At 75.0% G+C, this 25,674-nt stretch carries 29 protein-coding genes; 14 read left to right on the plus strand and 15 right to left on the minus strand.

Features of this window, described 5'->3' with window-relative positions:
• Positions 1 to 123 precede the first annotated feature (123 nt).
• The 3 genes from ACSNOC_RS18570 to ACSNOC_RS18580 form a co-directional block, all read right to left on the minus strand.
• Entirely contained in the window at positions 124 to 1,269 is a 1,146-nt protein-coding gene (locus tag ACSNOC_RS18570; RefSeq protein ID WP_436748603.1) for a hypothetical protein, read from the minus strand.
• A gap of 64 nt (positions 1,270 to 1,333) precedes the next feature.
• Positions 1,334 to 1,744, minus strand: coding sequence for a type II toxin-antitoxin system VapC family toxin (locus ACSNOC_RS18575; RefSeq protein ID WP_436748604.1), 411 nt, complete (start codon positions 1,742 to 1,744; stop codon positions 1,334 to 1,336).
• 7 nt (positions 1,745 to 1,751) lie between these two features.
• On the minus strand, positions 1,752 to 2,015 hold the full coding sequence (locus ACSNOC_RS18580) for a type II toxin-antitoxin system Phd/YefM family antitoxin (RefSeq protein ID WP_436748605.1): 264 nt from the start codon (positions 2,013 to 2,015) through the stop codon (positions 1,752 to 1,754).
• A 149-nt stretch (positions 2,016 to 2,164) separates the two neighbouring features.
• Here ACSNOC_RS18580 and ACSNOC_RS18585 point away from each other — a divergent pair, with 149 nt between their 5' ends.
• The 3 genes from ACSNOC_RS18585 to ACSNOC_RS18595 are packed head-to-tail and all read left to right on the plus strand — an operon-like array spanning position 2,165 to position 3,501.
• The gene (locus ACSNOC_RS18585; RefSeq protein WP_436748606.1) at positions 2,165 to 2,380 is read left to right on the plus strand and encodes a hypothetical protein; all 216 of its coding nucleotides are present in this window, start codon (positions 2,165 to 2,167) and stop codon (positions 2,378 to 2,380) included.
• Positions 2,381 to 2,434: 54 nt separating this feature from the next.
• Positions 2,435 to 3,022, plus strand: coding sequence for a DNA-3-methyladenine glycosylase I (locus tag ACSNOC_RS18590; RefSeq protein WP_436748607.1), 588 nt, complete (start codon positions 2,435 to 2,437; stop codon positions 3,020 to 3,022).
• A complete protein-coding gene (locus ACSNOC_RS18595; RefSeq protein ID WP_436748608.1) occupies positions 3,019 to 3,501 on the plus strand; it encodes a tetratricopeptide repeat protein in 483 nt (160 codons plus the stop codon). Before ACSNOC_RS18590 ends, ACSNOC_RS18595 begins: the two co-directional genes overlap by 4 nt.
• A gap of 15 nt (positions 3,502 to 3,516) precedes the next feature.
• Here ACSNOC_RS18595 and ACSNOC_RS18600 read toward each other — a convergent pair whose 3' ends face one another.
• From ACSNOC_RS18600 to ACSNOC_RS18610, 3 genes are all read right to left on the minus strand, one after another.
• Positions 3,517 to 3,861, minus strand: coding sequence for a DUF6256 family protein (locus ACSNOC_RS18600; RefSeq protein WP_436748609.1), 345 nt, complete (start codon positions 3,859 to 3,861; stop codon positions 3,517 to 3,519).
• 16 nt (positions 3,862 to 3,877) lie between these two features.
• Positions 3,878 to 4,153: a DUF6186 family protein gene (locus ACSNOC_RS18605; protein WP_436748610.1), complete on the minus strand. Its 276-nt coding sequence runs from the start codon at positions 4,151 to 4,153 to the stop codon at positions 3,878 to 3,880.
• A gap of 121 nt (positions 4,154 to 4,274) precedes the next feature.
• Complete coding sequence (locus tag ACSNOC_RS18610) at positions 4,275 to 5,231, minus strand: AraC family transcriptional regulator (protein WP_436748611.1); 957 nt, start codon at positions 5,229 to 5,231, stop codon at positions 4,275 to 4,277.
• A gap of 253 nt (positions 5,232 to 5,484) precedes the next feature.
• Here ACSNOC_RS18610 and ACSNOC_RS18615 point away from each other — a divergent pair, with 253 nt between their 5' ends.
• Positions 5,485 to 5,910 (plus strand): ATP-binding protein, encoded by a 426-nt coding sequence (locus ACSNOC_RS18615; RefSeq protein ID WP_436748612.1) that lies wholly within the window; start codon positions 5,485 to 5,487, stop codon positions 5,908 to 5,910.
• Positions 5,911 to 5,966: 56 nt separating this feature from the next.
• On the opposite strand, the gene ACSNOC_RS18620 is transcribed toward ACSNOC_RS18615, so the two are convergent.
• Complete coding sequence (locus ACSNOC_RS18620; protein WP_436748613.1) at positions 5,967 to 6,782, minus strand: AraC family transcriptional regulator; 816 nt, start codon at positions 6,780 to 6,782, stop codon at positions 5,967 to 5,969.
• A 78-nt stretch (positions 6,783 to 6,860) separates the two neighbouring features.
• Between ACSNOC_RS18620 and ACSNOC_RS18625 the strand changes: the two genes are divergently transcribed.
• Positions 6,861 to 7,748, plus strand: a complete 888-nt coding sequence (locus tag ACSNOC_RS18625) for an NAD(P)H-binding protein (protein ID WP_436748614.1) — start codon at positions 6,861 to 6,863, stop codon at positions 7,746 to 7,748.
• A gap of 149 nt (positions 7,749 to 7,897) precedes the next feature.
• Here the strand turns inward: ACSNOC_RS18625 and ACSNOC_RS18630 are convergent, their stop codons facing one another.
• Positions 7,898 to 8,140, minus strand: a complete 243-nt coding sequence (locus ACSNOC_RS18630; RefSeq protein ID WP_436748615.1) for a winged helix-turn-helix transcriptional regulator — start codon at positions 8,138 to 8,140, stop codon at positions 7,898 to 7,900.
• A 114-nt stretch (positions 8,141 to 8,254) separates the two neighbouring features.
• Between ACSNOC_RS18630 and ACSNOC_RS18635 the strand changes: the two genes are divergently transcribed.
• The gene (locus ACSNOC_RS18635) at positions 8,255 to 8,899 is read left to right on the plus strand and encodes an NADPH-dependent F420 reductase (protein WP_436748616.1); all 645 of its coding nucleotides are present in this window, start codon (positions 8,255 to 8,257) and stop codon (positions 8,897 to 8,899) included.
• A gap of 69 nt (positions 8,900 to 8,968) precedes the next feature.
• Here the strand turns inward: ACSNOC_RS18635 and ACSNOC_RS18640 are convergent, their stop codons facing one another.
• Positions 8,969 to 9,943: an A/G-specific adenine glycosylase gene (locus tag ACSNOC_RS18640; protein ID WP_436748617.1), complete on the minus strand. Its 975-nt coding sequence runs from the start codon at positions 9,941 to 9,943 to the stop codon at positions 8,969 to 8,971.
• A 155-nt stretch (positions 9,944 to 10,098) separates the two neighbouring features.
• Between ACSNOC_RS18640 and ACSNOC_RS18645 the strand changes: the two genes are divergently transcribed.
• Complete coding sequence (locus ACSNOC_RS18645) at positions 10,099 to 10,908, plus strand: hypothetical protein (protein WP_436748618.1); 810 nt, start codon at positions 10,099 to 10,101, stop codon at positions 10,906 to 10,908.
• Positions 10,909 to 10,928: 20 nt separating this feature from the next.
• On the opposite strand, the gene disA is transcribed toward ACSNOC_RS18645, so the two are convergent.
• The gene (disA, locus tag ACSNOC_RS18650; RefSeq protein WP_436748619.1) at positions 10,929 to 12,059 is read right to left on the minus strand and encodes a DNA integrity scanning diadenylate cyclase DisA; all 1,131 of its coding nucleotides are present in this window, start codon (positions 12,057 to 12,059) and stop codon (positions 10,929 to 10,931) included.
• Between the two features lie 42 nt (positions 12,060 to 12,101).
• On the minus strand, positions 12,102 to 13,499 hold the full coding sequence (radA, locus tag ACSNOC_RS18655; RefSeq protein WP_436748620.1) for a DNA repair protein RadA: 1,398 nt from the start codon (positions 13,497 to 13,499) through the stop codon (positions 12,102 to 12,104).
• Between the two features lie 128 nt (positions 13,500 to 13,627).
• Between radA and ACSNOC_RS18660 the strand changes: the two genes are divergently transcribed.
• The gene (locus tag ACSNOC_RS18660) at positions 13,628 to 15,268 is read left to right on the plus strand and encodes a BACON domain-containing protein (protein WP_436748621.1); all 1,641 of its coding nucleotides are present in this window, start codon (positions 13,628 to 13,630) and stop codon (positions 15,266 to 15,268) included.
• Positions 15,269 to 15,289: 21 nt separating this feature from the next.
• Here the strand turns inward: ACSNOC_RS18660 and ACSNOC_RS18665 are convergent, their stop codons facing one another.
• Both ACSNOC_RS18665 and ACSNOC_RS18670 read right to left on the minus strand, forming a co-directional pair.
• Positions 15,290 to 15,970: a TetR family transcriptional regulator gene (locus ACSNOC_RS18665; protein ID WP_436748622.1), complete on the minus strand. Its 681-nt coding sequence runs from the start codon at positions 15,968 to 15,970 to the stop codon at positions 15,290 to 15,292.
• On the minus strand, positions 15,967 to 16,797 hold the full coding sequence (locus ACSNOC_RS18670) for a sugar phosphate isomerase/epimerase family protein (protein WP_436748623.1): 831 nt from the start codon (positions 16,795 to 16,797) through the stop codon (positions 15,967 to 15,969). The genes ACSNOC_RS18665 and ACSNOC_RS18670 overlap by 4 nt, the downstream gene beginning before the upstream one ends.
• A 60-nt stretch (positions 16,798 to 16,857) precedes the next feature.
• On the opposite strand from ACSNOC_RS18670, the gene ACSNOC_RS18675 reads away from it, so the two are divergent.
• Together ACSNOC_RS18675 and ACSNOC_RS18680 are read left to right on the plus strand one after the other, a co-directional pair.
• Positions 16,858 to 17,664: an ABC transporter ATP-binding protein gene (locus ACSNOC_RS18675; RefSeq protein ID WP_436748624.1), complete on the plus strand. Its 807-nt coding sequence runs from the start codon at positions 16,858 to 16,860 to the stop codon at positions 17,662 to 17,664.
• Positions 17,661 to 18,398 (plus strand): ABC transporter permease, encoded by a 738-nt coding sequence (locus ACSNOC_RS18680; RefSeq protein WP_436748625.1) that lies wholly within the window; start codon positions 17,661 to 17,663, stop codon positions 18,396 to 18,398. The genes ACSNOC_RS18675 and ACSNOC_RS18680 overlap by 4 nt, the downstream gene beginning before the upstream one ends.
• Before the next feature lie 28 nt (positions 18,399 to 18,426).
• On the opposite strand, the gene ACSNOC_RS18685 is transcribed toward ACSNOC_RS18680, so the two are convergent.
• A complete protein-coding gene (locus tag ACSNOC_RS18685; RefSeq protein ID WP_436748626.1) occupies positions 18,427 to 19,359 on the minus strand; it encodes a Ppx/GppA phosphatase family protein in 933 nt (310 codons plus the stop codon).
• A gap of 36 nt (positions 19,360 to 19,395) precedes the next feature.
• Here ACSNOC_RS18685 and ACSNOC_RS18690 point away from each other — a divergent pair, with 36 nt between their 5' ends.
• The gene (locus ACSNOC_RS18690) at positions 19,396 to 20,289 is read left to right on the plus strand and encodes a hypothetical protein (protein ID WP_436748627.1); all 894 of its coding nucleotides are present in this window, start codon (positions 19,396 to 19,398) and stop codon (positions 20,287 to 20,289) included.
• A 130-nt stretch (positions 20,290 to 20,419) separates the two neighbouring features.
• Positions 20,420 to 22,264: a dihydroxy-acid dehydratase gene (gene ilvD / locus ACSNOC_RS18695; RefSeq protein WP_436748628.1), complete on the plus strand. Its 1,845-nt coding sequence runs from the start codon at positions 20,420 to 20,422 to the stop codon at positions 22,262 to 22,264.
• Positions 22,265 to 22,270: 6 nt separating this feature from the next.
• Here the strand turns inward: ilvD and ACSNOC_RS18700 are convergent, their stop codons facing one another.
• On the minus strand, positions 22,271 to 24,445 hold the full coding sequence (locus ACSNOC_RS18700) for a protein kinase domain-containing protein (protein ID WP_436748629.1): 2,175 nt from the start codon (positions 24,443 to 24,445) through the stop codon (positions 22,271 to 22,273).
• 118 nt (positions 24,446 to 24,563) lie between these two features.
• Here ACSNOC_RS18700 and ACSNOC_RS18705 point away from each other — a divergent pair, with 118 nt between their 5' ends.
• Positions 24,564 to 25,091, plus strand: a complete 528-nt coding sequence (locus tag ACSNOC_RS18705) for a hypothetical protein (protein WP_436748630.1) — start codon at positions 24,564 to 24,566, stop codon at positions 25,089 to 25,091.
• 111 nt (positions 25,092 to 25,202) lie between these two features.
• Positions 25,203 to 25,532 carry an ArsR/SmtB family transcription factor gene (locus ACSNOC_RS18710; RefSeq protein ID WP_436748631.1) on the plus strand — a complete coding sequence of 110 codons (330 nt, stop codon included), beginning with the start codon at positions 25,203 to 25,205 and terminating at the stop codon, positions 25,530 to 25,532.
• Positions 25,533 to 25,674: the final 142 nt, after the last annotated feature.

The raw sequence follows: 25,674 nt of genomic DNA on the forward strand, positions 1-25,674 counted from the left end.
CGCACGGTCGCGGTCGAACACGAGGGCGCGGAGGCGGGGAAATCCCGGGCCGAGCGCCCGGAAGGCCGGGGACGTCGTGTCGGGGGCCGGCCGGCCGAACAGCAGCGGCCATTCCACGGTGGGTTATTCCACCTCGGCCGCCACGAGATGCGCGAGCTCCGGTTCCTGGACGATCTGGGAACTCAGGTGCGGCATTCCGGCGATCGCCCGCCATTCCTCCTGCCTGAACGGCCGGTGGGCGAGTTGGTGCACAGCGAGGTCGCGTGGACCGGGCCATGCCCCGGGGCCGGTGAGATCCGGGACGGGGCGCGCCGCGCGCGGATGCCACGTTGAGGGCTTCCAGCGCGCCGAGTGCCGGCAATCTGTCCGGTCGCCACTGTTCTGTTGTGCTGGAGAGATGCAGCGCCCGCACGGATGTTCCCGCGAGGGGGGACAGATCGGTGACGTTCTCGCACTCGTCCAGCAGGAGTACGCGGAGTCCTGGCCATTGGCGCACGAAGCCGAGGTCGCTGATCGTCGGGCAATCCCGAGGGCAAGTCCGGTGAGCGGGCGGTCGGAAAGCGCGGCGAGGATCTCCTCCGCTGTGAGGTCGCCGCGCGGGTCCATCCGCGCGAGATCGGTCAGTGTGCCCGGACGGGCGAGTTCTTCGCGGGTGGTGGCCGGGAAAGCGAGGTCGGCGTCGGCGCGCGGGAGATGGGAGACGATCTCGCCGAGTGAGCGGTCGGTGTCGAACCGATTCCGGTTCACCGTGAGCAGATGGCGCACGGCGGTCGAGGAATGCCCGCGAAAGGCGCGCGGTTCCGGCAGGGCGGCTTCCGTGCCGACGCGGGTGGCCGTGAAGACCACTTCCCGCGCCTCGGCGTCGGTGAGTTCCTCCGGACCGGGCAGCAATTCCAGGGCCACGGAGCCGATCCGGCCGAGCGTGACGGCCTCGTCCCGCAGGCGGGGCGGCAGGTGGCGGTCGGCCCGGCGCACCGCCTCGGCACGGATTTCCGGGCCGAGCCGAGGGGCGTATTCCAGGCAGGCGGCGGCGAGAAGGTGGAGCCGGACGCGGTGTTCGGTGTCACGGTCGCCGCGTTCGACGAGGGCGGTCAGGAGTTCGCCGCGCTGGAGAGGCTGGGCGTGGGCGACGGCCATCCGGACCACGTTCTCCCACTGGTCCTCGTGCGCCTTTTCGACCAGCGCGGGAAAGTGCTGCCATTCCACGATCTCGCGGGCGCCCAGGCAGTCCTGAAAGGTGCGGTGCGCGAAATCGACCGCGCCGGGCACGGGTTCAGCCCGCCCCCGTGGGTTCCATGGCAGAAAGGTCGGCCGCGCGGGCGCCCGACCCGGTTCAGGCGGGCCGGAACGGGTTCCGGACGCGGACTCCCGTGCCGCGGACGTCCTTCACGTTCCGCGTCACCAGCGTCAGGTCGTGGACCAGGGCCGTGGCTGCCAGGAGGCCGTCTATGGCGGGCACCGGGTGGGGGGCGCTGAGGCGGCCCCACGCGTCGGCGATGTCGGCGGTGACCGGCAGGACGCGGTCCGCGTAGCGCTGCCCGAGGTCGTCCAGCCACGCGTCCAGCCGCCGGGCCCGGGCGCCGTCCCGGTGCCGGATGTTCTCGATGCCCTTGCGGATCTCGCCGATGATCAGCGCGCTGAGGTAGACGGAACGGTCGGGGACCCCGTGGATCCACGCGGCGACGTGCGGGTCGGGGTGGCGCTTGCGCAGCTCGGACACCACGTTCGTGTCGAGCAGATACATCGCTCGGTCAGTCCTCTCCGAAGTCCACGTCGCGCGGCAGATCGCGGGCGGCCACGGTGGCCTCCAGCTCGGCCGCCAGCTCGTCGTCGGGCCCTTCCAGCAGGAAGTCCCGCAGGTCGAGGCGCTCGCCGCGCAGGCGGTGGTACTCCTTGATGTCGAGGATCACGGCGACCTCCTCGCCGTGCCGGGTGACGAGCTGCGGCTCTCCCGTCGTCGCCTGCCGGAGCACCTCGCTGAAGCGCTGTTTCGCTTCCTGTACCTGCCAGTGCATGGCGCCCACCTCCTCTCCGATGTCCTGCCCGGTATCTGTCCAGTCTAGACAGACCAGAACCCCCGGCGGAACGGGGTGCGGTGTGCGCCGGGCGGGCCGAGGATGGGAGGGGAGGAGCAGCCGGACTTCCAGGACGAAAGGTCGTCGCCATGCGGCATCTGATGCGCGCCGAGCACGAGGACGCGGAGAGCGCGGACCCGGGCGCGGTGAAGACCTGGCACATGGTCCGGGGCGAGGAGTCCGTCGCGATGTGCGGGCGGGAGCTGCGGCCCGACGCGCGCACGCTTCCGGAAGCGGAGTGGTTCGCCGCGGCCGAGCCCGCCTGTCACACCTGCGGCGCCCTCTACCTGCGCGAGGTGCCGTAAGGCCATGGCCCCGGGGCGGGGCCGGCTGTCAGACCCCTGGGGCAGACTGCGGGCATGGAGACGACGCTGGCCGTTGCCGGGGCCGATGGACTGCCGCGCTGCCCGTGGGGGGTGGCCCCGGAGGACTACCGGGAGTACCACGACACGGAGTGGGGGCGACCGGTCCGGGGGGACGACGCGCTGTTCGAGCGGCTGTGCCTGGAGGCGTTCCAGTCGGGGCTCTCCTGGCTGACGATCCTGCGCCGCAGGGAGGGCTTCCGGGCCGCGTTCGACGGGTTCGTCATCGCCGAGGTGGCGGCGTTCACCGAGGAGGACGTGACGCGGCTGCTGGGGGACCCGGGCATCATCCGGAACCGGTCGAAGATCGAGGCCGCCATCGGCAACGCCCAGGTGGCCGCCGCGTGGGCGGACGGGGAGCTGACCGACCTGATCTGGTCCTTCGCGCCGGACGCCGGGGACAGGCCGGTGCCGCGCGGCCCCGGGGACATACCGGCGGCGACGCCCGAGTCGCGGGCGCTGTCCGCGACGCTGAAGAAGCGCGGCTTCCGTTTCGTCGGGCCGACCACCGCCTATGCCCTGATGCAGGCGTGCGGACTGGTCAACGACCATCTGGCCGACTGTCACGTCAGGGAGCGGGTGTGAACGGCTGGCGCGGGCGGGCCGGGCGGCTGTGGGCCGCCTTCGACACGTACGGCGACCCGGCGGAGTTCCGCGACGCGATGCGGCGGCTCGTCGCCGAGCTGCCCGTGGGGGATCCGGTGGGGCTGTTCGAGCTGGCCTCGGCGCACGACGCCACGGACCGGGAGGCGGAGGCCGCCGTGCTGTACCGGCGCGCGCTGGCCGCCGGGCTGACCGGGGACCTGCGGCGGCAGGCCGTGATCCAGCTCGCCAGCACCCTGCGGAACCTGGGGCGGGCCGAGGAGAGCGTCGCGCTGCTGCGCCGGGAGCGGGCCGCCGGCTCGGACGAGCTGGACGGCGCGGTGGACGCGTTCCTGGCCCTGGCGCTCACGGACACGGGCCGGGAGCGGGAGGCCGTGGCCGTGCTGCTGCGCGCCCTGGCGCCGCACCTGCCGCGGTACCGGGAGCCGGTGGAGAGCCGCGCGGCCGGGCTGACCGGCTGACCGGCCGGCCCGGGGTCACCGGCGGGACGCCCGGCGGCGTTCGACCAGCCAGGAGACGGCGAGATACAGGGGCAGCGTCAGCCCGATGAGCGTCGCGGACCCGGTGCAGGCGCTCATCAGGAACCGGCCGCTCACCCGGGCGACCCCGTAGTAGTAGCCCACCACCACGGCCATCAGCAGCACATAGCCGCCGAGGGCCGTGCCCGCCACCTGGCGGATCAGTCCCGGCCAGCCCCGCCGCGCCGCACCGCGCGGGGCCGGCCGGGCGCGGGGCAGCAGCCGCAGCCCGAGGGCGAGGAACCCCATCACCAGGAGGTAGCTGACCAGCATGATCGCGACGATCATCGGGATCGAGAGCACCGCGGACCCCTCGTCGTCAGTGCGCGTCCCGCAGCAGGAAGTGCCAGCCCCGGATGAACGTGTGCCAGCCGAACCACAGCCACAGCGCGAACAGGGCCCACCGGCCGGCCGGGTAGCGCATGACCGCGCCGAGCGCGTCGCTGAGCGTCGGGAACCGGTCGCCCGACCGGACCAGGCCGATGCCCTCCCAGGCGAACAGCGCGCCGAAGAGCACCGCCCACACCACATAGCCGAGCACCGGGTGCCCCGGATAGTCGGCGTGGTCCGGACGTGCCGCCGGGTGTTCCGTCACCGCATACCTCCTGCTCGTGACCGACGTGGGCGCGGCGCGGGCCGCCGGCCCGTGTCGATCGTCCGGCATGGCAGGGAGGAAACGGGGCGTATCGCGCCGGACGGGCGCGTGTGTCGTCGCCTCAGCGGGTGGCGCCGCGCCGGTACCGGCCGGGCGCCAGGCCGTATTCGCGCTTGAACGCCTTGGCGAAGGCGAACTCCGAGGAGTACCCGACGCGCTGGGCCACCGCGCTGAGCGGCGCGTCCGACTCGCGCAGCAGCCGCCCGGCGATCGTCATCCGCCACCACGTCAGATAGGCGAGCGGCGAGGCGCCCACCACCGAGGTGAAGCGCTGGGCGAACACCGACCGGGACAGCCCGCCGCGCGTGCCCAGCTCCTCCACCGTCCACGGGCGGGCGGGGTCGGCGTGGATGCCCTCCAGCGCGCGCCCGATCGCCGGATCGGTGAGCGCCACGGCCCACCCGGCGGGCCCGCGGCCCGCCTCCGTCCGCCGCCGCGCCTCCTCGGCCGAGCGGTCGTCCACCCACGCGCGCAGGATGTACAGCAGCATCGCGTCCACCAGCGCGGGCACCACGCCGTCCCGGCCGGGCCGCCGCTCGTCCAGCTCGGCGCCGAGCAGCCCGGTCATCGCGTGCAACTCGCCGTGCCGTCCCGGCCGGGCCGGGAGGTGCACGATGTCGGGCAGCTCGCAGAGCAGCGGATGCGGCCGGGCGTTGCCGAGCCGGTAGGTGCCGCACAGCAGCATGGTCCGCGCGCCGGGACCGTCGACGCGGACCTGCCCGATCGGGGAGGACGGGTCCTGGCGGCTCGGCGCGACGACGGTCAGTGGTGTGGCCGGGTCGTCGGCCAGCCCGTGCGCGGAGCCGTCGCGCAGGAACACGATGTCGCCCGACGTCAGCGGCAGCGGCGCGCGGCCCGCGCCCTTCGGTATCAGCCAGCAGGTGCCCTGGAGGACGACGTGGAACGAGGCCCCCTCGACGGCCGGGAACCGCAGGCCCCACGGCGCGCGCGCCTCGGTCCTGGCCGAGGTGGACGTGCCGACACGCATCACGGCCAGGGCATCTGCCAGGACATCCATATGGCTGATTCTACGCTCAACTATCCATCGTCCACGGAGGATTGGATATGAAGCATGGGTGTGGAAGTATTGATCGTCCGCACGGTGTCCTCACACGCGTGGCGGGCCGGTGCTGTTCGGTCCGACGCGTGTCGAAGCGGAAGTTCACTCCTCGGTAAGAATTTTGGCCAGGAAGCGGGCAAGGCGGGTTGGTTCGGGCAAGAGATGAAACTCGTAGGGGGAGGTTGACGGTTGAGTAACTGAGGAGCATGGCATGTGCCTTGTCCCCGTGCGGTCCGGGACCGCCGACTTCGCCCTGCGCTTCCCGGCCCACCCCGTGTGGGTGCGCAACGCCCGCGACGCCATGCGCACGGCACTGAGCACGACCGTCCCGGGCAACGACGAACTCATCGACATCGCCGTGCTGTTGACGTCGGAGGTGGTGAGCAACGCGATCAGGGCCTCCCGGAACTGCCCGACCCCGCCCCCGGTCGACGTCCACGCCTGCTGGTCACCGGAGGGCGACCTCCAGGTCAACGTCTACGACCGCGCCCCCGGCGAACCGGACGTCCCGGACCGCTCCCCGTCCGACGACCGCGAACACGGCCGCGGGCTCCTGCTCCTGGCGCGCTGTGCGCGCAAGTGGGACATCTGCCACCACGCGCCCGGGCCGGGGAAGATGGTGTGGTTCCAGTTGTGAGGCGCGAGCGCCCCGCACCGTGACCGGGCCGGGAAGCACCGTGCGGCGCACCGGAGTCACCCGCTCACCGACGCCGTCTCGCGCGTCGCGCGGTACGCGCTCGGGCTCACGCCCCGCACCCGCTTGAACGCCGCGCTGAAGCCGAACGGGTCCGCGTACCCGACCCGGCGCGCCACCGCCGCGACCGTCGCGCCCCCGTCGGCCAGCAGATCCGCCGCCAGCGCCATGCGCCAGCCCGTCAGATACGCCAGCGGCGACTCGCCCACCAGCTCCGGGAACCGCTTGGCCAGCGTCGTGCGCGACACCCCCGCCTCCGCCGCCAGCGACGCCAGCGACCACGGCCGCTCTGGCGCCGCGTGCATCGCGCGCAGCGCGGGCCCCACCACGTCGTCGCCCAACGCCCGGTACCACGCCGGGGGTTCGGCCTCCTCCCGGTCGAACCAGTCCCGCAGCGTGCACACCAGAAGCCAGTCGAGCAGCCGGTCCAGCACGATCTGCCGCCCCGGACGTCCCCCGGCGAGCTGGTGTTCCAGATAGTCGCGCATCGACGCGCAGTCGTGGTCGTCCGGCACCACGAGCACCGGCGGCAGCACCCGCAGCAGGCGGCCCGGCACCTCGCCCCGCACCCGGTAGGCGCCGATCATCAGCGTCATGTCGCCCGCCGCCTCGAACGGTTCGGGGCCGCGCACGATCGCCGCGTCCCCCAGCCGCACGGGCCGCCCCGCGACCGTGCCCGTCCCGCGCAGCGGCACGCACAGCGTCATCGAGGCGCCCTCCCCGAAGCGCCGGGGGACGGGCGGGGCCAGCTCCGAGCGGCCGAGGAGGGCGCCCTCGGCGCGCACGCCGCGCAGCAGATCGTCGAAAGGGTCCATGCCCCCACCGTACGGACGCGCATGCGGCGCGGACGGCCGGCCATGGCCCGGCGGGCCCGGCCGGCGGAGGCTGGGGGCATGACCGAGCAGAGCAGTGAGACAAGCAGGGAACAGAGCGGTGGGAAGGCCGCCGGGGACGTCCTGGTCCTGGGCGCGACCGGCAAGACCGGGCGCCGGGTGGTGCGGCGGCTGCGGGGCGCGGGCCGCCGGGCGCGGGCCGCGTCCCGCTCGGGCGAGACGCGGTTCGACTGGGGTGACCGCGCGACGTGGCCGGCCGCGCTCGCCGGGGCGCGGGCCGTGTACCTCGTGGCACCCGACGACCCCGCGCCGGTCGGGGACTTCGTGCAGGAGGCCGTGGCCGCCGGGGTCACCCGTTTCGTCGCGCTGTCCGGACGCGGCCTCGACCGGGCCGTCGAGGAGTTCGGCTTCGGGCACGGCATGGCGGCGGCGGAGCGGGCCGTCCGCGCCTCCGGCGTCGAGTGGACCGTGATCCGGCCGAACAACTTCGACCAGAACTTCGACGAGGACCTGTGGCACGCGCCGCTCCGCGCCGGGCGGCTCGCGCTGCCGATCGGGGACGTGCCCGAGCCGTTCGTCGACGTCGAGGACGTGGCCGAGGTGGCAGCCGCCCTGCTGACCGAGGACGGCACCCGGCACGCGGGCCAGGTCTACGACCTGTCCGGGCCGCGCGGCCTCACCTTCCGGGCCGCGACCGAGACCATCGCGCGGGCGGCGGGCCGCGCCATCGCGTACGCCGAGCTGACCCCCGAGGAGTACCGCGCCGAACTGCTCGCCCAGGGCGTGCCGGCGGAGGCCGCCGACGCGCTCAACGCCCTGTTCGCCGCGCACCGGGCCGGCGTCACGGTGGGACCGGCCGACGGCGTGCGGCGCGTGCTCGGCCGCGAGCCCGCCGCCTTCGAGGCGTACGCCGCCCGCGCGGCGGCGGCCGGGGCCTGGCTGCCGTGAGGCCGTCACCGCGCCTCGCCGGGTGACGGCGGTCTCCGGCGCGATCGCCCAACCCCACCGCTCCTGCGCGGCCGGCACCTCGTCGGCGTGCCGGAACGCCCCGTCGCCGATCGTCTCGATCGCGGGCAGCAGCGTGCGGCCCGGCTCCGTCAGCTCGTACTCCACGCGGGGCGGCGCGCCTCGCGGTACCGGCGGTGGGTCACCAGGCCGTGGTACCCCAGCCTGGGCAGCGTCTCGTGCAGCACCTTGGCGCTGACGCCGCCGATGCGCCGCCGCGGGTCGCCCGGACGGTACGGGCCTCCGCGCAGTGTCCGGATCACCACCGGGTTCCCCGTGTCGGCCATCAGGCCGAACGCCGGCCGCGCCCGGCAGTCCGCCCCGAACTCCGCCATCCCCGCCCCGCCTCCCGCGCCGTCACCCCTGCCGACGCCGACCGCACGGTGTCCATCGGATTCTCTACGGTCGTCCTTGCCGCACCCAAAGGAATCCAGGGAGAGGACGGTCGGATGAGGATCGGCATACTCGGCGCGGGCGCCATGGCCGACGCGCTGGGCACCCAGTGGGCACGGGCCGGGCACCAGGTCATGGTCAGCGGGCGCGACACGGACCGGGCCGGGGCGCTGGCCGCCCGCATCGGCTCCGGCGCGCGGGCCGGGACGTTCGCGGAGGCGGTCGCGTTCGGAGAGGACGCCGTGCTGCTCGCCATCCGCCACGACGGCGTGTCCGACGTGCTGGCCGCCGCCGGGGCCGGTGAGGGGGCGCTGCGCGGACGGACCCTGATCGACTGCGTCAACGCCGTGGTGTGGGAGAGCTTCACCCTCGCGTCCTCCGCGCCCATGGCGGAACGGATCGCCGCCGCCGCGCCCGGCGCACACGTGGTCAAGGCGTTCAATGTCTGCCACGCGGACGTGTGGCGGATGACCCCGCCGGTGTTCGACGGGGCCCCGCTCGCGGTGCCGCTGTGCGGCGACGACCCCGGCGCGCTGGACACCGTCCGGGCCCTGGTCACCGACCTCGGCTGCGTGCCGCTGCCCGGCGGCGGGCTGGAACGGGCGGGGCTGCTGGAGGCCACCGCCGCGTTCGCGATCGGGCTGTGGCTCGGGCACGGCGCCGACGCGCGGGCCATGCTGCCGCCCCTGACGCACCCCTGACGCACGGGGCGGCCACCCGGCCCGACGCGGCCCGGCGGGCGGCCGGCGCGCCCCCCGCCGTCCGCCGCGTCAGTCCGCGCCCGGCAGCCGGTACCTGCCGTCCGGGAGGCGCTCCGCCAGACCGTCTCCGACCAGGCCGTTCAGGGCGCGGGCCCGCTGCTCCGGGTCGTGCCACACCCGGTCCAGGACGGCGCGCGGCACCGGGGCGACGGCCTCCCGCAGCACGGCGAGCAGCTTGCCGCGCACTTGACGGTCCGTACCGGCGTAGGTCTGGCCGCGCCGGGGCGGTCCCGCGTGGGCGGGGGAGCCGGCGCGGCGCCAGGCGCACTGCTCCGCGATCGGGCAGCGCGCGCACTCGGGGCCGCGGGCCGTGCACAGCAGGGCGCCCAGCTCCATCGTGGCCGCCGCCCAGCGGGCCGCCGTCGCCGCCTCCTCGGGCAGCAGCATGCGGGCCAGCTTGCGCTCGGCGGCGGTCGTCGCGTTCGGCGGGTACTCGGTGCCGGTGACCGCGCGGGCGAACACGCGGCGCACGTTGGTGTCCAGCACCGCGTGCCGCTGCCCGTAGGCGAACGACGCGACCGCCGCCGCCGTGTACTCGCCCACGCCGGGCAGCGCCAGGAGCTGGTGATGGTCCGTCGGGACCTCGCCGCCGTGCCGTTCCGCTATGGCGGCGGCGGCGCTGTGCAGGCGCAGCGCCCGGCGCGGGTAGCCGAGGCGGCCCCAGGCGCGGACCGCCTCGCCGGGCGGCTCGGCGGCCAGGTCCGCGGGGCGCGGCCAGCGGCGCAGCCACTCCTCGTAGACCGGCAGCACGCGGCTGACCGGCGTCTGCTGGAGCATGAACTCGCTGACCATGACCCCCCAGGCGCCCGCCTCGGGGCGGCGCCAGGGCAGGTCGCGGGCGTGCTGGTCGAACCACTCGATGACCGGGGCGTGCAGGGCGGTGTGGGCGAGGGCACCGGCGTCCGGGTCCGTGGCACCCGTGGCCGGCGCCGCCGCCGTGGCTGTCACTGTCGTCGTCGGTGTCGTCGATGTCGTCGCAGTCATGGCAAGGGCGATCCTGGCACGGCGGGGGCACGGCACAAAGCGGCCCGCCCTCCGCGCGTGTTGACGCGTGGTGAGGCGAGGTCGATACACAACGGTGCCCTGGGAAGCGGAGGGTACGGCATTCGGGGGTGTGCGAAGTCTCGTAAGGTTTCCGCGTGGGATCTCTGCGCACTCCGGTCGGGCCGCTGCCCTCGTCCATCTACTGGCGGCGCCGGGCCGTCGTGATGCTGCTGATCGGGCTGGTCGTGGTGCTGGTCTTCTGGGCGCTGCGCTCGGGAGGCGGCGGGGACGAGGACCCGGCCGGGCACGACGACGGCGCGGGCGGTCCGGCCGAGTCCATCACGCCGGGCCCCACGCCCTCGGAGTCCCTGATCGACGAACGGCCCGGCGGCCGGGAGGAGCAGCCCTCGGACGACGAGGGCGGCGAAGGCGGCGACGGCCAGGCCGGTGACGGCGGACAGACGGACGGCGGCAAGCCGACCGGGGACGGCGGCGAGCAGGAGGACGACGACGCGGCGGCCGGCGACGCGGGGGACGGTGACGGCGGCGGCCTCGACCCGGACGCGGTGCCGGTGTGCGAGCGGTCGGACGTGACGCTCTCGCTGCGGCCCGACGCCAACGCCTACCCGCCCGGTGAGCAGCCCGAGCTGCGGCTCACCGTGCAGAACTCCTCCGACAGCGCCTGCCGGGTCGACTTCGGCCACGACGCCCTGACGCTCACCCTCGCGGACGCCGCCGACGAGCGGATCTGGACCTCCGAGCACTGCCCCGAGGGCGCCGCCTCCGACCCGGAGGTCGTCCCGGCCGGCGGCTCGGTGACGCACCCCGTGACGTGGGACCGCCGGCACAGCACCGACGACTGCGGCGACACCGGCGCGGAGGCAGAGCCCGGCACCTACCTGGCGGAGGCCACGCTGTCCGGCTACCCGGTGGTGGCCACGTCGTTCCGCCTCGACCAGGACTGAGCGGCCGGGCCGCGGACCGGCTACACGTACCGTTCGAGGATCGAGGACTCGGCCAGCCGCGACAGGCCCTCGCGCACCGAGCGGGCCCGCGTCTCGCCCACGCCGTCCACCGCCTGGAGGTCGTCCACGCTGGCGGCCAGCAGCTTCTGCAGCCCGCCGAAGTGGTCCACCAGCCGGTCGATGACCAGGCCCGGCAGGCGCGGCACCTTCGCCAGCAGCCGGAAGCCGCGCGGCGAGACGGCCGTGTCCAGCGCCTCGGGGGAGGTGCTGTACCCGAGGGAGCGCGCCACCTGCGGCAGCTCGATCAGGTCCGCGTGGCCCAGCCCGTCCAGCTCCGCGAGCGCCGTGCCGACCTTGCGGGACCGCTTGCCCCCGGCGCCCGTGTCCGGCAGGTAGTCCCGCACGACGAGCTGCCGCTCCGGCTCCACGCCCGCGATCAGCTCGTCGAGCTGCAGCGACAGCAGCCGCCCGTCCGTGCCCAGCTCCACCACGTACTCGGCGATCTCGGCGGCGATCCGCCGCACCATCTCCAGGCGCTGCGCCACCGCCGCCACGTCCCGGACCGTGACCAGATCCTCGATCTCCAGCGCGGAGAGCGTGCCCGTCACCTCGTCCAGCCGCAGCTTGTACCGCTCCAGGGTCGCCAGCGCCTGATTCGCGCGGGACAGGATCGCGCCCGAGTCCTCCAGCACCCGCCGCTGGCCGTCCACGTACAGCGCGACCAGCCGCATCGACTGGCTGACCGACACCACGGGGAAGCCGGTCTGGATCGACACCCGCTGCGCCGTGCGGTGCCGGGTGCCGGTCTCCTCGGTCGGGATGCTGGGGTCGGGCACGAGCTGCACCCCGGCCCGCACGATCCGGGAGATGTCCCGGTCCACGATCACCGCGCCGTCCAGCTTGCACAGCTCCCGCAGCCGCGTCGCCGTGAACTCCACGTCCAGCACGAAGCCACCCGTGCACAGCGACTCCACCGTGCGGTCCACGCCCAGGACGATGAGCCCGCCCGTGTTCCCCCGCAGGATCCGCTCCAGGCCGTCCCGCAGCTGCGTGCCCGGGGCGACCGCGCTCAGCGTGGCCCGCAGCAGGCCCTCACCTCCGGGGCCGCCCCCCGCCCTGCCCGGACTCGCCGGCCGGTCGCTGGCTGCCATGCAATCCTCCGGGGGACGATTCCGCGCTGTGCGCACACGAGTCTACCGGCGCACCTCCGCCCGCCCGGTTGACTCCGGGGCACGACCGGGCAGGACCCGCAGCGCCTCCCCGATGTCCGCCACCTCCCGCACCCGCATCCCCGGCGGCGCCTCGCCCGCGTCGGCGGGCACCAGCGCCTGCGTGAAGCCGAGCCGCGCCGCCTCCGCCAGCCGCCGCTGCACGCCCGTCACCCGGCGGACCTCCCCCGCGAGGCCGACCTCGCCGATCGCCACCAGGTTCTTCGGCAGGGGGGTGTCGCTCGCCGCGCTGGCCAGCGCCAGCGCCACGGCCAGGTCCGCCGCCGGCTCCGACAGCCGCACGCCGCCCACCGTCGCGGTGTAGATGTCGTTCTTCCCCAGGGCCGTTATCTGGCCGCGCTGCTCCAGCACGGCCAGCATCATCGACACCCGCGACGTCTCCAGACCGGACGTCGTGCGCCGGGGCGACGGGATCTGGCTGGCCACCGTCAGCGACTGCACCTCGGCCACCAGCGGCCGGCGCCCCTCCAGCGTCACCGTCAGGCACGTCCCCGGCACGGGCTCGTCACGCCGGGTCAGGAACAGGCCCGAGGGGTCGGCCAGCGACGTGATGCCCTCGTCGTGCAGCTCGAAGCAGCCCACCTCGTCCGTCGCGCCGTACCGGTTCTTCACGCCGCGCACCAGGCGCAGCCGGGCGTGCCGGTCGCCCTCGAAGTGCAGCACCACGTCCACCAGGTGCTCCAGCAGCCGCGGCCCCGCGATCGCGCCGTCCTTCGTGACGTGCCCGACCAGCAGCGTGGACATCCCGCGCTCCTTGGACGCCCTGATCAGCGCCCCGGCCACCTCCCGCACCTGTGCCACCCCGCCCGGCGCGCCGTCCACCTCGGCCGAGGCGACCGTCTGCACCGAGTCCAGGACCAGCAGCGACGGCTTCACCGCGTCCAGCTGCCCCAGCACCGAGCCCAGGTCCGTCTCCGCCGCCAGATACAGGTGGTCGTGGATGGCGCCGATCCGGTCCGCCCGCATCCGCACCTGACCGGCCGACTCCTCGCCCGTCACATACAGCGTCCGGTGCGTCTCCGACGCCGCCTTGGCCGCCACGTCCAGCAGCAGCGTCGACTTCCCCACCCCCGGCTCCCCGGCCAGCAGCACCACCGCGCCCGGCACCAGCCCGCCGCCCAGCACCCGGTCCAGCTCCGGCACCCCCGTGCCGCGCGCGACCGCCTCCAGACCGTTCACCTGCCCGATCGGCAGCGCGGGCGACGCCACCCGCGCGGCCGGCACCGTGCGCACCGCGGGCACGCCGCCGACCTCCTCCACGGTGCCCCACGCCTGGCACTCCGGACAGCGGCCCAGCCACTTCGCCGTCGACCAGCCGCACTCGCTGCACCGGTACGCCGGACGGTCAGTTTTACGCGCCATGCCCGGAACGCTACCGCCCGCCACTGACAGCGCAGGCCCGCTCCCGAACCCCTCGCGTCACCCGATAGGAGGAACCTCGCGGCGGCGGCCCGGGCATGCGCCCGGCGGACGCCTAACGTCACCGAGTGATGACCGGTTGCCGCGAACGCCCCTCCCACGCCGCCCGCGCCCCGCGCGGCTCGGACACCACGCGTCCGTCCCGCGACGGTGCCGCGGCGGCCTGGGACGACGCCCATCTGGACGGCCTGTTCACGTACTGCCTGTCCCTCATGTGCGAGCACGACGCGGCCACCGCCGCGCTCGGCGAGGCCCTGGCGCAGGCCGAGCGGCGGCAGGAGCGCGGCCGGCACCCCGCCGACCCGGCGCTGCTGCGCTCCTGGCTCTACGCGCTGGCCCGCTGGTCCTGCCTGCGCCGCCTCGGCACGGGCGACGGACGCGCGGCCGGGCGGGCCGTGCCGCGCGCCGCTGGCGAGGACGCCGACCGCCGCCGCCGCGAGCTGGCCGCGCTGGGCTGGCCGGAGGCGGCGGGCACCACCCCCGGGCAGCGGGAGGCGCTGGAGCTGGCGGTGCGGCACCAGCTCGCGCCGCGCGAGGTGGCCCGCGTGCTGCGGCTGCCGGAGCAGGCCACGCGGACGCTGCTGACCGCCGGCGCCCGCGAGGTCGAGCGCACCCGCGCCGCGCTCGCCGCCGTGACCGCCGCGAGCTGCCCGGCCGCCGCCGCGCTCTCCGGCGACGACCCGAACCTGCTGCTCGGCCCGGGGCTGCGCCGCGAGCTGCTGCGGCACGTGGCCGAGTGCCCGTCGTGCCGGCTGATCGCCCAGCGGGCCATGGCCGGGGCGGGCGGCGCCGGGGCCGCCGGGGCGTCGCGGCTGGCGGTGCTGCCCGCGCCGCGCGCGGCCGTGCACGCGGCGGCGCTCGCCGTCCGCCGCGCCCGCGCCCAGCACGCGCCGCGCTACGACCGGGCCGGTTTCCCGTTCGCGGACCGGGACCGCGCCGCCCGCCGGGAGCGGCTGCGGGGCCGGGCCGTGACCACCACCGTGGTGGCCGCGGCGCTGGCCGCGCCGGTGCTCGCCCTCTGGGCGGCGTACCGGGCGGCGCCGGTCATCGGGGAGGCGGTCGGCCGGGACGACCCGGCCGCGGCGGCGGCCGAGGACAGCGAGTACCGGGCGGACGTCACCCAGGAGCACCCGTACGAGCACGCGGGCCGCGCCGAGCCGGGCGGCGCGGGGGCGGACAGCGGCACCGGCCGCGGGGACGCCGAGGAGGAGGAAGGCGAGGGGGACGCGGACCGGCGGGGCGAGGAGAGCCCCGGTGACGCCTCCGGCGCCGGACGCGAGGAGGACGCGGAGGGCGGCGGGGACGAGGGCGGCCGGGACTCCGGCGGCGCCGACCAGACCGCGCCGGGCCGGCTCGTGGTGGACGCGGTGCCGACGGAGACGGGCACCCGCGTGACGCTCACCGCCTCGGGCGACTCGGCGGTCCGCTGGACGGCCGCCACGGACGCGGACTGGCTGTCGCTGAACCAGACCTCCGGCACCCTGCGGCCCGGCGAGACGGCCGTGATCCAGATCACCGTGGACCACGCGCGCGAGCCGTCCGGCCCCTGGCAGGGCCGGATCACGATCGACCCGGCCGCCGCCGTGATCACCGTCGAGGGCGAGGGCCCGGCCGCCCCCGAGCCGTCCGGGCCACCGCCCGCCGAGCCGGAGCCGACCGACCCCCCGCCCACCGGCGCGCCCGACCCGGGCGTCGAGCCGGGCGCGGTCTAGACGCCCGGACCCGCTGGGCCCCTACGTCGCGGGCGGTGCCGGGGGTGGCACTGCTCCCGTCAGGTGGTGCTGGACGACGGGGGCGACGCGGCGGATCAGCTCCTCCTCGTCGGCCCCGGCGATCGGCTCGGCCCGGAAGACGTACCGCAGGAACGCGACGCCGATGAGCTGCGTCGCGGCCAGCTCCGTGCGCAGCTCGGCGTCGGGGGCGTCGAGGCTGTCGGTGACGCGGCCGAGCAACTGGCGGGCGACGAAGGTGCGGAAGATGGCGGCGGCGGTCTCGTTGCTGACGGCCGAGCGGACGACGGCCAGCAGCGGGCGGCGGGTCGTCGGGTTCTCCCAGACCCCGAAGAACACGCGGGTGAGCCGTTCGCCCAGTTCCTCGGTCCGGCAGTGGTCGGCGGCGGGCAGGCCCTCGGTGGCGGGGGCCGCCGCGGCGGCGACGGCGGCGGCGAACATCTGCTCCTTGGTGCCGAAGTAGTGGTGCACCAGGGCCGGATTCACCCCCGCGCCGCGGGCGATGCCGCGGATCGACGCCTTGTCGTAGCCGCGTTCGGAGAACTCGGTGCGCGCCGAGTCCAGGATCAGCTCCCGGGCGCCGGGCGCGCCCTCGGCCGCGTCCGCGCGCGAGGGCCGGCCGCGCCGCCGGGGTGGCGGCGGGTCCGCGTGGTCCCGGTGGCCCTCGGCGGGCGCCGCCGTCACGGCGCGTCCCCGGTCCGGCTCGGCGCCGCCGCGGCCAGGTGGAGCCGGGTGAACGCCAGCGCCTCCGCGAGATCGGCCCGGCGGGCGGCGGCGGACACGGCGCGGCGGGTGTTGACCTCGACCACCACGTGCCCGTCGAAGCCGGTGACGGCGAGCTGTTCCAGCAGGGCGGCGCAGGGCTGGCTGCCGCGCCCGGGGACCAGGTGCTCGTCCTTGCCGGACCCGCGGCCGTCCGCGATGTGCACATGGCCGAGCCGGTCGCCCATCCGGGACACCATCGCCAGGGCGTCGCTGCGCGAGGTCGCGGTGTGCGAGAGGTCGATCGTGAAGTGCGGGAAGTCCTCGTGGGTGGGGTCCCAGCCGGGCGCGTAGGCGAGCATCTCGCGGTCCCGGTAGCGCCAGGGGTACATGTTCTCCACGGCGAACCTGATGTCCGTCTCGTTCCCGAGGCGCTGGATGCCGCGGACGAAGTCGCGGGCGTAGCCGCGCTGCCAGCGGAACGGCGGGTGCACGACGACGGTGGTCGCGCCCAGCCGCTGGGCGGCGTCGCGGGTCCGGAGCAGCTTGCGCCAGGGGTTGGTGCCCCACACGCGCTGGGTGATCAGCAGGCACGGCGAGTGGAGGGCGAGGATCGGGACACCGTGCTCGTCGGACAGGCGGCGCAGGGCGTCGAGGTCCTGGCTCACCGGGTCGGTCCACACCATGACCTCGACCCCGTCGTACCCGAGGGAACCGGCTATCTCGAAGGCTGCCGCGGTGTTCTCCGGGTACACGGATGCGGTCGACAAGGCGACCTTGGCGTCCGGGACGCGTACCTGATGTGCCACGGCGCCAAGCCTACGTGCCCCCGCTTGACCGGGGGCGACCTGTGAGAGGATATTAAACGTATGGTTAATAAAGCTGGGGCGGGCGGTGCGCCGGACACCGCCGTGGTGGCCCGCGGGCTGCGGGTGGCCCGCGGCGGGACCGACGTCCTCAAGGACCTGGACTTCACGGTGCGACGCGGCAGCGTCACGGGCCTGCTCGGGCCGTCCGGTTGCGGCAAGAGCACGCTGATGCGGGCGATCGTCGGCGCCCAGGCGAAGGTGACCGGCTCGCTGGAGGCGCTCGGCCGCCCGGCGGGCAGCCCGGTGCTGCGGCACCGGCTCGGCTACGTCACCCAGGAGCCGTCGGTCTACCTGGACCTGACGATCCGGCAGAACCTCGACTACTACGCGGCCGTCCTCGGCGTCCCGCGCGGCGAGCGGCGGTCCGCCGTCGACGCCGCGCTCGCCGACGTGGACCTGACCGCCCGCGCCGACGCCCTGACCGCCAACCTCTCCGGCGGCCAGCGCTCCCGCGTCTCGCTCGCCGTCGCGCTGCTCGGCACACCGGAGCTGCTGGTGCTGGACGAGCCGACCGTCGGCCTCGACCCGGTCCTGCGGCGCGGCCTGTGGGGGCTGTTCCACCGCCTCGCCGCCGAGCGCGGCACGACGCTGCTGGTCTCCTCGCACGTGATGGACGAGGCCGACCGCTGCGACCGGCTGCTGCTGATGCGGACCGGCCGGATCCTCGCCGAGGGCACCCCGGACGAGCTGCGGGAACGGACGGGCGCGGAGTCGGTGGAGGAGGCGTTCCTGCGCCTGATCGAGACCGACACCGAGACCGACGCGGAGACCGACACCGAGACCGACACGGGGAAGGTGACCCGATGAACGCGACCCGGACGTTCGCCACCGCGCGCCGCGTGCTCCGGCAGCTCGGCCACGACCCGCGCACCGTCGCCCTGTTGCTGCTGGTGCCCGTGTTACTGCTGGTGCTGCTGTACTACGTCTACGACGCGGACCGCGGCTCGTTCGACTTCATCGGCTCCTCGCTGCTGGGCATCTTCCCGATGGTGACGATGTTCCTGGTCACGTCGATCGCCACGCTGCGGGAACGCACCTCCGGCACGCTGGAGCGGCTGATGACGATGCCGCTCGGGCGCGGCGACCTGATCGCCGGCTACGCGCTGGCCTTCGGCGTCTTCGCGGTCGCCCAGGCGGGGCTGGCGACGGGCGTGGCGCTGTGGTTCCTCGACCTGGACATCGCGGGCTCGCCGTGGCTGCTGCTGCTCGTGGCCCTGCTCGACGCGCTGCTGGGCACGGCGCTCGGCCTGTTCGTCTCGGCGTTCGCGGCCTCGGAGTTCCAGGCCGTGCAGTTCATGCCGGCGGTGATCTTCCCGCAACTGCTGCTGTGCGGGCTCTTCGTGCCGCGCGACGCCATGCAGCCGGTGCTGGAGTACGCGTCCAACGTGCTGCCCATGTCGTACGCGGTGGACGGCATGACCGAGGTCCTCCACCACGGGGACCTCACCGGCGACTTCGTCCGCGACGTGGTCGTGGTCACGGCCGTGGCCCTCGGTGTCCTGGCCCTCGGCGCGGCAACCCTCCGCCGCCGCACGGCATGACCCGGGCCCGGGGCCCCGGGGGAGGCGGTCAGGAGGAGCGCATGTGGTCCAGGTTCCGCAGGATCACGCCCTCGCGCAGGGCCCACGGGCAGATCTCCAGGACCTCCACGCCGAAGAGGTCCATGGCCGCCTCCGCCACCAGGGCACCGGCCAGGAGCTGGTGGGCGCGGCCCTCGGAGACGCCGGGGAGGTCGCGGCGCTCCCGCAGCGGCAGCTCCGCCAGCTTCTGGCCCCACGTGCGCAGATCCTCGCGGCTCAACTCGCGCCGCACGTACAGGCCGTCGGCCGTGCGGGCGGCACCGGCCATGCGCGCGAGCTGCTTGAACGTCTTCGACGTCGCCACCACCCGGTCCGGCGTCCCGAAGCGGGCGAAGTCCCCGACCACTCCGGCGATTTCCGAGCGGATGTACCGCCGCACCGCCCGCACGTCCGCCGACGACGGCGGGTCGCCGGGCAGCCGGGCCGCCGTGAGACGGCCCGCGCCCAGGGGGAGCGAGGCCGCCACGTCCGGCGCCTCGTCCACGCCGAGCGCGATCTCCAGCGAGCCGCCGCCGATGTCGAACATCAACAGCCGCCCCGCGGACCAGCCCAGCCACCGCCGTGCCGCCAGGAACGTCAGCCGCGCCTCCTCGTGCCCCGAGAGCACCTGGAGTTCCACCCCGGTCTCCTCGGCCACCCGGCCCAGCACGGCGTCCGCGTTCGTCGCGTCCCGCACCGCCGACGTGGCGAACGGCAGGAGATCCGCGACCCCTTGGTCCTCCGCGACCTCCAGCGCCTCCCGCACCGTGGCCACCAGCCGCTCCACGCCCTCCGCGCCGATCGCGCCGTCCGCGTCGAGCAGCTCCGCGAGCCGCAACTCCGCCTTGTGCGAGTACGCGGGCAGGGGGCGCGCACCGGAGTGCGCGTCCACGACCAGCAGGTGGACCGTGTTGGAACCCACGTCGAGAACACCGAGCCTCATGGACGTCAACGCTACCCCGCCCTCTACCCTGGCGGTGTGGCGAAGACGAAGAGGGCGAAGCCGGGCAGAACAGCCAAGACGGCCAAGGGGGTCCCGGTCGTCGAGCAGCTCGACGGCGCGCGGCGCAGGGCGGCCGGCGACGAGGTGGCGCTCGACCACCCGCGCGCGTGGGTCGAGTTCCCCGACCCCGCCGACGCCGAGCAGGTGTTCCGCTGCGACCTCACCTGGCTCACCTCCCGCTGGCAGTGCGTCTTCGCCCGCGGCTGCCAGGGCATCGAGGCCGGCCGCGCCGACGACGGCTGCTGCACCCTCGGCGCGCACTTCTCCGACGAGGACGACGAGCGCCGCGTCGCCGGGCACGCGGCCCGGCTGACGCCCGAGACCTGGCAGTTCCACGCCGAGGGCACCGGCGACGGCGGCTGGGTCGAGCTGGACGACGAGGGCGAACGGCGCACCCGCCGCCACGAGGGTGCCTGTATCTTCCTCAACCGGCCCGGCTTCCCCGGCGGCCAGGGCTGCTCGCTGCACACCCTCGCTCTCCGCGAGGGCCGCGAGCCGCTGGAGACCAAGCCCGACGTCTGCTGGCAGCTCCCGGTCCGCCGCACGTACGAGTGGGTGGAGCAGCCGGACGGCGAGCAGCTCCTGTACGTGTCGATCGGCGAGTACGACCGGCGCGGCTGGGGCTCCGGCGGCCACGACCTGCACTGGTGGTGCACCGGCGCGCCCGCCGCGCACGGCGCGGGCGAGCCGCTGTACGTCACCTACCGGCCGGAGTTGATCGAGCTGATGGGCAAGGAGGGCTACGACCGCCTCGCGGACCTGTGCGAACAGCGCCTGGCCGTCCGGACCGCGGTGCTCCCCGCCGGGGCCAGGCCGCTGCCGCTCCTCGCGCCGCACCCGGCCGATCCCGCCCCGGCCCGCGGGACGTAGCCGCCGCCCGGCCGTGCCGGCGGGCGTCCCGGGCGTCTCGGATCCCGGTATCCGCGTCCGGACACCGGGCGGGAGGCGTAGCCTCGTGGGGGAGTACGTACCCAGCCTCCTTCAGGAGAGGACGACGACCATGGCGACCCTGAGGTCCCGCACAGTCACCCACGGCCGCAACATGGCGGGCGCCCGCGCCCTCCTCCGCGCCGCCGGCGTAGCGCGTGAGGACTTCGGCAAGCCGATCATCGCCGTGGCCAACAGCTTCACCGAGTTCGTCCCCGGCCACACCCACCTCCAGCCGGTCGGCCGGATCGTCTCCGACGCGATCTCGGCGGCGGGCGGCGTGCCCCGCGAGTTCAACACCATCGCCGTCGACGACGGCATCGCCATGGGCCACGGCGGCATGCTCTACTCGCTGCCGTCCCGCGACCTGATCGCGGACTCCGTGGAGTACATGGTCGAGGCCCACTGCGCCGACGCCCTGATCTGCATCTCCAACTGCGACAAGATCACCCCGGGCATGCTGATGGCCGCCCTGCGGCTGAACATCCCGACCGTCTTCGTCTCCGGCGGCCCGATGGAGGCCGGCAAGACCACCCTGGTCGACGGCACGGTCCGCTCCAACCTCGACCTGGTCCACGCGATGTCCGAGGCCGTCTCCGACGCCACGTCGGACGAGGACCTGCTGCGCATCGAGGAGGCGGCCTGCCCGACCTGCGGCTCCTGTTCCGGCATGTTCACCGCCAACTCGATGAACTGCCTGGTCGAGGCGCTGGGCCTGGGCCTCCCCGGCAACGGCTCGGTGCTCGCCACCCACACCGCCCGCCGCGCGCTGTACGAGGCGGCGGGCCGCACGGTGGTGGAGATCACCCAGCGCTACTACGACCAGGACGACGCCACGGTCCTGCCGCGCGCCGTCGCCGGCCGCGCCGCCTTCGAGAACGCGATGGCCCTGGACGTCGCCATGGGCGGCTCCACCAACACGGTGCTGCACCTGCTGGCCGCCGCCCGGGAGGCGGGGCTCGACTACACGATGAGCGACATCGACGCCGTCTCGCGCCGCGTGCCGTGCGTCTGCAAGGTCGCCCCCAACGGCGCCTACCACATGGAGGACGTCCACCGGGCCGGCGGCATCCCCGCCATCCTGGGCGAGCTCCAGCGCGGCGGGCTGCTCAACGAGGACGTGCACACCGTCCACGCCGACTCGCTCGCCGAGTGGCTCAAGCGGTGGGACATCCGCGGCGGCTCCCCCTCGCCGGAGGCGGTCGAGATGTTCCACGCGGCGCCCGGCTGCGTGCGGTCGGCCACCGCGTTCTCCCAGTCCGAGCGGTGGGAGTCGCTGGACACCGACGCCGAGAAGGGCTGCGTCCGCGACGTGGCGCACGCGTACTCCAAGGACGGCGGCCTGGCCGTCCTGTACGGCAACCTCGCGGCGGACGGCTGCGTCGTGAAGACGGCCGGCGTGGACGAGTCGATCTGGACCTTCGAGGGACCGGCCGTGGTCGTGGAGTCCCAGGAGGAGGCCGTCGACGCGATCCTCACCAAGCGCGTCACGGAGGGCGACGTGGTCGTCGTCCGCTACGAGGGCCCGCGCGGCGGCCCCGGCATGCAGGAGATGCTCTACCCGACGGCGTTCCTGAAGGGCCGCGGCCTGGGCGCCAAGTGCGCGCTCATCACCGACGGCCGCTTCTCCGGCGGCACCTCCGGCCTGTCCATCGGCCACGTCTCCCCGGAGGCGGCGGCCGGCGGCACCATCGCGCTGGTCCGCGACGGCGATCGGATCCGCATCGACATCCCCGGCCGGTCGATCGAACTGCTGGTCCCGGAGGAGGAGCTGGCCGCCCGCCGCGAGGCCCTGGGCGGCCGGTACGCCCCGGTGGCCCGCGACCGCAAGGTGTCCCTGGCCCTGCGCGCGTACGCGGCGATGGCCACGAGCGCCGACAAGGGCGCGGTGCGGGACATCACCAAGCTGGAGTCCTGACCCGGGTCAGGGGGCGCGCAGGGCGTCCAGGGGAGTGCCGTACAGCGTGTTGCCCAGGGTCACCACGTACGCCACGCCGTCCGCGACCACCGGGGCCGGGGCCCAGGCGTCGGAGCCGGGGCCCGGGGTGCCGGGGTGGGGCTCCCCGGCGCGCAGGACCTCGCCGTCGGCCGTGTCCACCTCGTACAGGCGGCCCTCGCCGTCCGACATGTACATCAGGCCGTCCGTGACCGCGGGGGCCGACGCCGTCTCGATGCCGGTCTCCGCGATCCACAGCTCCTCGCCCGCCGCCGCGTCCACGGCCGTGACCGTGCCCGCGGTGTCCGAGGCGTAGACGATGCCGTCCGCCACCACCGTGCGCGGGTCGGCGGGGCGCGACAGCTCGGTCCGCGTCCACGTGCCGTCCGTCAGGTCCAGGCGCAGCACGGCCGTGATCACCGGCAGGTCGGGGTCGAACTCCTGGAAGTACGCCGCCTCGCCGTCCATCCCGACCGCCTCCAGATACCCGACGGCGTCCTCGGGCGGGCGCCGCGGCCCGTTCCACGCCTCCCGGCCGTCGGCGTCGATCAGCATCAGCTCGGGGTCGGCGCCCGTCTCCTCCACCCGCGTCTCCACCAGGGCGTACGCCCCGCTGCTCACCGTCCGGGTGATGTAGCGGCCGGGCGCCGACCACTCGCCCACCTGCGTCGGGGAGTCCACGGCGTAGAACCGCAGGGTGCTGTCGCCGTTCTGCAGCATCAGCGTGCCCCGTATGCGCAGCAGGTCACCGGTCAGCTCGGGGGCGTCGATCTCCCACAGCTCGCCGCCGTTCTCGTCGAACACCACCACGCCCTTGTCCGAGCGCGACAGGACGACGTCGCCGGTGGTGTAGGCGGCCGGGCCGCCGACCGCGTCGCGCGGGCCGCTGTGCCGCCACAGCTCCGTGCCCTGGCCGCGGTCCAGCACCACCGTCAGCGAGCCGCCCGCCGAGCACAGCAGGTGCGTGGTCGTCGGCTGGCACACGAATCCCTCGGTGGCGGCGTCCCGGACGCCGATGTCCTGGAGGTCCAGCTCCCACGGCTCGACCGGGGCGTCGCTCCCGGCGGTCCCGCCGTCCGCGCCGCCGTCCGCGGCCGGTGTGGAGGGGGCCGCCTGCACACCGGAGTCCGTCTCGGACGATCCGGCCAGCCAGCCCGCGAACCCCGCCGCGGCCACGGCCAGCGCCGCCGCGGCGGCCACCAGGCGCCCCCGCCGCCGCGCCGTCGGCGTGGCGCGGGTCGCCGGGGTGTCGTCGCCGCGCCGCGCCGCCTGCCCGCCGCGCCACACGGGCGACTCGCGGACCACGGCCGCCTGGGCCCGGGTGTCCGCCCACTCCGCCATCCGCAGCAGCGCCGACACCTCCGGCCGCCGCCCGGGGTCCTTCGCCAGGCACAGCGACACCAGGTCGCGCAGCGAGTCCGGCAGGTCGCCCAGGTCCGGATCCTCGTGCACCACCCGGTACGCCACCGCCAGCGGATCGCCGCCCGGCATCCCGCCCGCCTCGAACGGGCTGTGCCCGGTCACCGCGTACGCCACCACCGCGCCCAGCGCGAACACGTCCGCCGCCGTCGTCACCTCGCCGTCGCCGGTGAGCTGTTCCGGCGCCATGAACGGCGGGGACCCCAGCACCGCGCCCAGCTCCGTCAGCCGGTGGCTGTCGCTCAGCGCCCGCGAGATGCCGAAGTCGATGACGCGCACGCCGTCCTCGGCCAGCAGCACGTTCCCCGGCTTCAGATCCCGGTGCACCAGCCCGCAGCGGTGGATGTCCTGCAGCGCCTCGGCGAGCTGCGCGCCGACGCGCGCCGCCTCGCGCGCGGTCAGCGGGCCGTCGCGCTCGATCCGGTCGGTGAGCGAGCCGCCCGGCACGTACAGCGTCGCCAGCCACGGCGGATCGCCCTCGGGGTCGGCGTCGACGACGGGCGCGGTGAACGCGCCGCTCACCCGCCGGGCCGCCGCCACTTCGCGCCGGAAACGGTCGCGGAAGCCAGGGTCCTCCGCGTACTCGCGGCGGATCACCTTCACCGCGAGCTGCCGCCCCGCCACCGTTCTGGCGAGGTAGACCACGCCCATGCCGCCGCTGCCCAGCCGCCGCTCCAGCACGTAGTCGCCCAGCCGCTCCGGCGGCGCGCTTCCGCCCGCCGTGCCGCCGCGGTGCTCCGTCATGGCGCCCCCCGAAGTGCCCGTGTGCCCGGAACAGCGTACGACGCGGCCGGATGGCGCCGCCGGGCACCGGGGCCGGGCCCCGGAAGCCGACCTGAAGGTGCCCGTCATAATCGACCGCATGTCCACCTCGCAGCCGCAAAGCCCCCATAACCCGCACGCCGACGTCCCCGACGAGGCACCCCGGCCGGACCCCATCCGGTTCTACGGCACCTCGTGGGTCGGGCACACCGGCGGCTACGCGGCCCGCCGCGCCGCACTGGCGGCGGCCACCGTGCTGCTGACGGCGGCGGGCGCGCTGGTGCTGTGGCTCGGCTACCTCGGCCTGGTGAACTCCGGGACGGCCGGGTGGCTGCGCGGCCTCGTCGTCCTGGCATTCGTCGTCTGCACGGTCATGGCCTTCATGCGCACCTGGGGCGGCTACGTCCGGCCCGCCGACGGCACGGTGGACGAGTCGGCGTTCCGCAGCATCAAGGTGGTGGGCTTCGTCGGCGTGCTGCTGGCGTACGCGCTGCGCACGCTGGTGGAGGCGCCCGGCGAGAAGCTGCGCCGCATGGACTACGACGACGCGCTTGCCCGCCACCGCCGGCTGACCGCGAAGCGGTCCGGGAACCCCGCCCGGCGGCGGAAGAAGCGCGGGACCGCCTGACGGCCGGCCGGATCCGGTCAGGCGGACCCGGACACGTGTCAGCCCGAATTGACATGTGACCCGGCGCACTGCCAGCCTGAAGCCGCACCACCCGGAAACGGAAAGGTCGCCATGAGCGGGGACGAACTGGTGAAAGTCCTTGCCGCCCTCGGCAATCCACACCGGATGCGGATCATCGCCGCACTCGCCGCCGAGCGGAACTACGTCAGCGGACTCGCCCGTCAGATCGGCATGAGCCGGCCCCTGCTGCACATGCACCTCCAGCGTCTGGAGGCGGCCGGGCTCGTCATCGGCACGCTCGAACTGTCCCCGGACGGCAAGGCCATGAAGTTCTACGAGGTGGCGCCCTTCGTCTACCGGCTGACCCCCTGCACCATCGCCGAGGCGGCCCGCACACTGACGGCCGCGGACCGGCGGGCGGAGCGGGAGGACGCCCGGTGAACGAGGGGCCGGTGCCATCGCACGCCCAGGGGAGGAAAACGAAACCATGCGCGGCCTGAACAGACTCGTCCGCCGTCTGCTGCCCGCACCACGCGGCGACTACGCCAACGACGGCTTCCCCGTCGAACACCCCCGTCCCGCC

This window comes from Streptomyces sp. URMC 129, from assembly GCF_051386415.1.
Lineage (GTDB): Bacteria > Actinomycetota > Actinomycetes > Streptomycetales > Streptomycetaceae > Streptomyces.

Coding starts and splice junctions, on each gene's coding strand:
- ilvD (WP_436748628.1), top strand. CDS start 20,420: ATGGCGACCCTGAGGTCCCGCACAGTCACCCACGGCCGCAACATGGCG.
- ACSNOC_RS18705 (WP_436748630.1), top strand. CDS start 24,564: ATGTCCACCTCGCAGCCGCAAAGCCCCCATAACCCGCACGCCGACGTC.
- ACSNOC_RS18680 (WP_436748625.1), top strand. CDS start 17,661: ATGAACGCGACCCGGACGTTCGCCACCGCGCGCCGCGTGCTCCGGCAG.
- ACSNOC_RS18615 (WP_436748612.1), top strand. CDS start 5,485: ATGTGCCTTGTCCCCGTGCGGTCCGGGACCGCCGACTTCGCCCTGCGC.
- ACSNOC_RS18685 (WP_436748626.1), bottom strand. CDS start 19,359: ATGAGGCTCGGTGTTCTCGACGTGGGTTCCAACACGGTCCACCTGCTG.
- ACSNOC_RS18675 (WP_436748624.1), top strand. CDS start 16,858: ATGGTTAATAAAGCTGGGGCGGGCGGTGCGCCGGACACCGCCGTGGTG.
- ACSNOC_RS18575 (WP_436748604.1), bottom strand. CDS start 1,744: ATGTATCTGCTCGACACGAACGTGGTGTCCGAGCTGCGCAAGCGCCAC.
- ACSNOC_RS18660 (WP_436748621.1), top strand. CDS start 13,628: ATGACCGGTTGCCGCGAACGCCCCTCCCACGCCGCCCGCGCCCCGCGC.
- ACSNOC_RS18700 (WP_436748629.1), bottom strand. CDS start 24,445: ATGACGGAGCACCGCGGCGGCACGGCGGGCGGAAGCGCGCCGCCGGAG.
- ACSNOC_RS18635 (WP_436748616.1), top strand. CDS start 8,255: ATGAGGATCGGCATACTCGGCGCGGGCGCCATGGCCGACGCGCTGGGC.
- ACSNOC_RS18580 (WP_436748605.1), bottom strand. CDS start 2,015: ATGCACTGGCAGGTACAGGAAGCGAAACAGCGCTTCAGCGAGGTGCTC.
- radA (WP_436748620.1), bottom strand. CDS start 13,499: ATGGCGCGTAAAACTGACCGTCCGGCGTACCGGTGCAGCGAGTGCGGC.
- ACSNOC_RS18585 (WP_436748606.1), top strand. CDS start 2,165: ATGCGGCATCTGATGCGCGCCGAGCACGAGGACGCGGAGAGCGCGGAC.
- ACSNOC_RS18625 (WP_436748614.1), top strand. CDS start 6,861: ATGACCGAGCAGAGCAGTGAGACAAGCAGGGAACAGAGCGGTGGGAAG.
- ACSNOC_RS18610 (WP_436748611.1), bottom strand. CDS start 5,231: ATGGATGTCCTGGCAGATGCCCTGGCCGTGATGCGTGTCGGCACGTCC.
- ACSNOC_RS18710 (WP_436748631.1), top strand. CDS start 25,203: ATGAGCGGGGACGAACTGGTGAAAGTCCTTGCCGCCCTCGGCAATCCA.
- ACSNOC_RS18630 (WP_436748615.1), bottom strand. CDS start 8,140: ATGGCGGAGTTCGGGGCGGACTGCCGGGCGCGGCCGGCGTTCGGCCTG.
- ACSNOC_RS18640 (WP_436748617.1), bottom strand. CDS start 9,943: ATGACTGCGACGACATCGACGACACCGACGACGACAGTGACAGCCACG.
- ACSNOC_RS18590 (WP_436748607.1), top strand. CDS start 2,435: ATGGAGACGACGCTGGCCGTTGCCGGGGCCGATGGACTGCCGCGCTGC.
- ACSNOC_RS18620 (WP_436748613.1), bottom strand. CDS start 6,782: ATGGACCCTTTCGACGATCTGCTGCGCGGCGTGCGCGCCGAGGGCGCC.
- disA (WP_436748619.1), bottom strand. CDS start 12,059: ATGGCAGCCAGCGACCGGCCGGCGAGTCCGGGCAGGGCGGGGGGCGGC.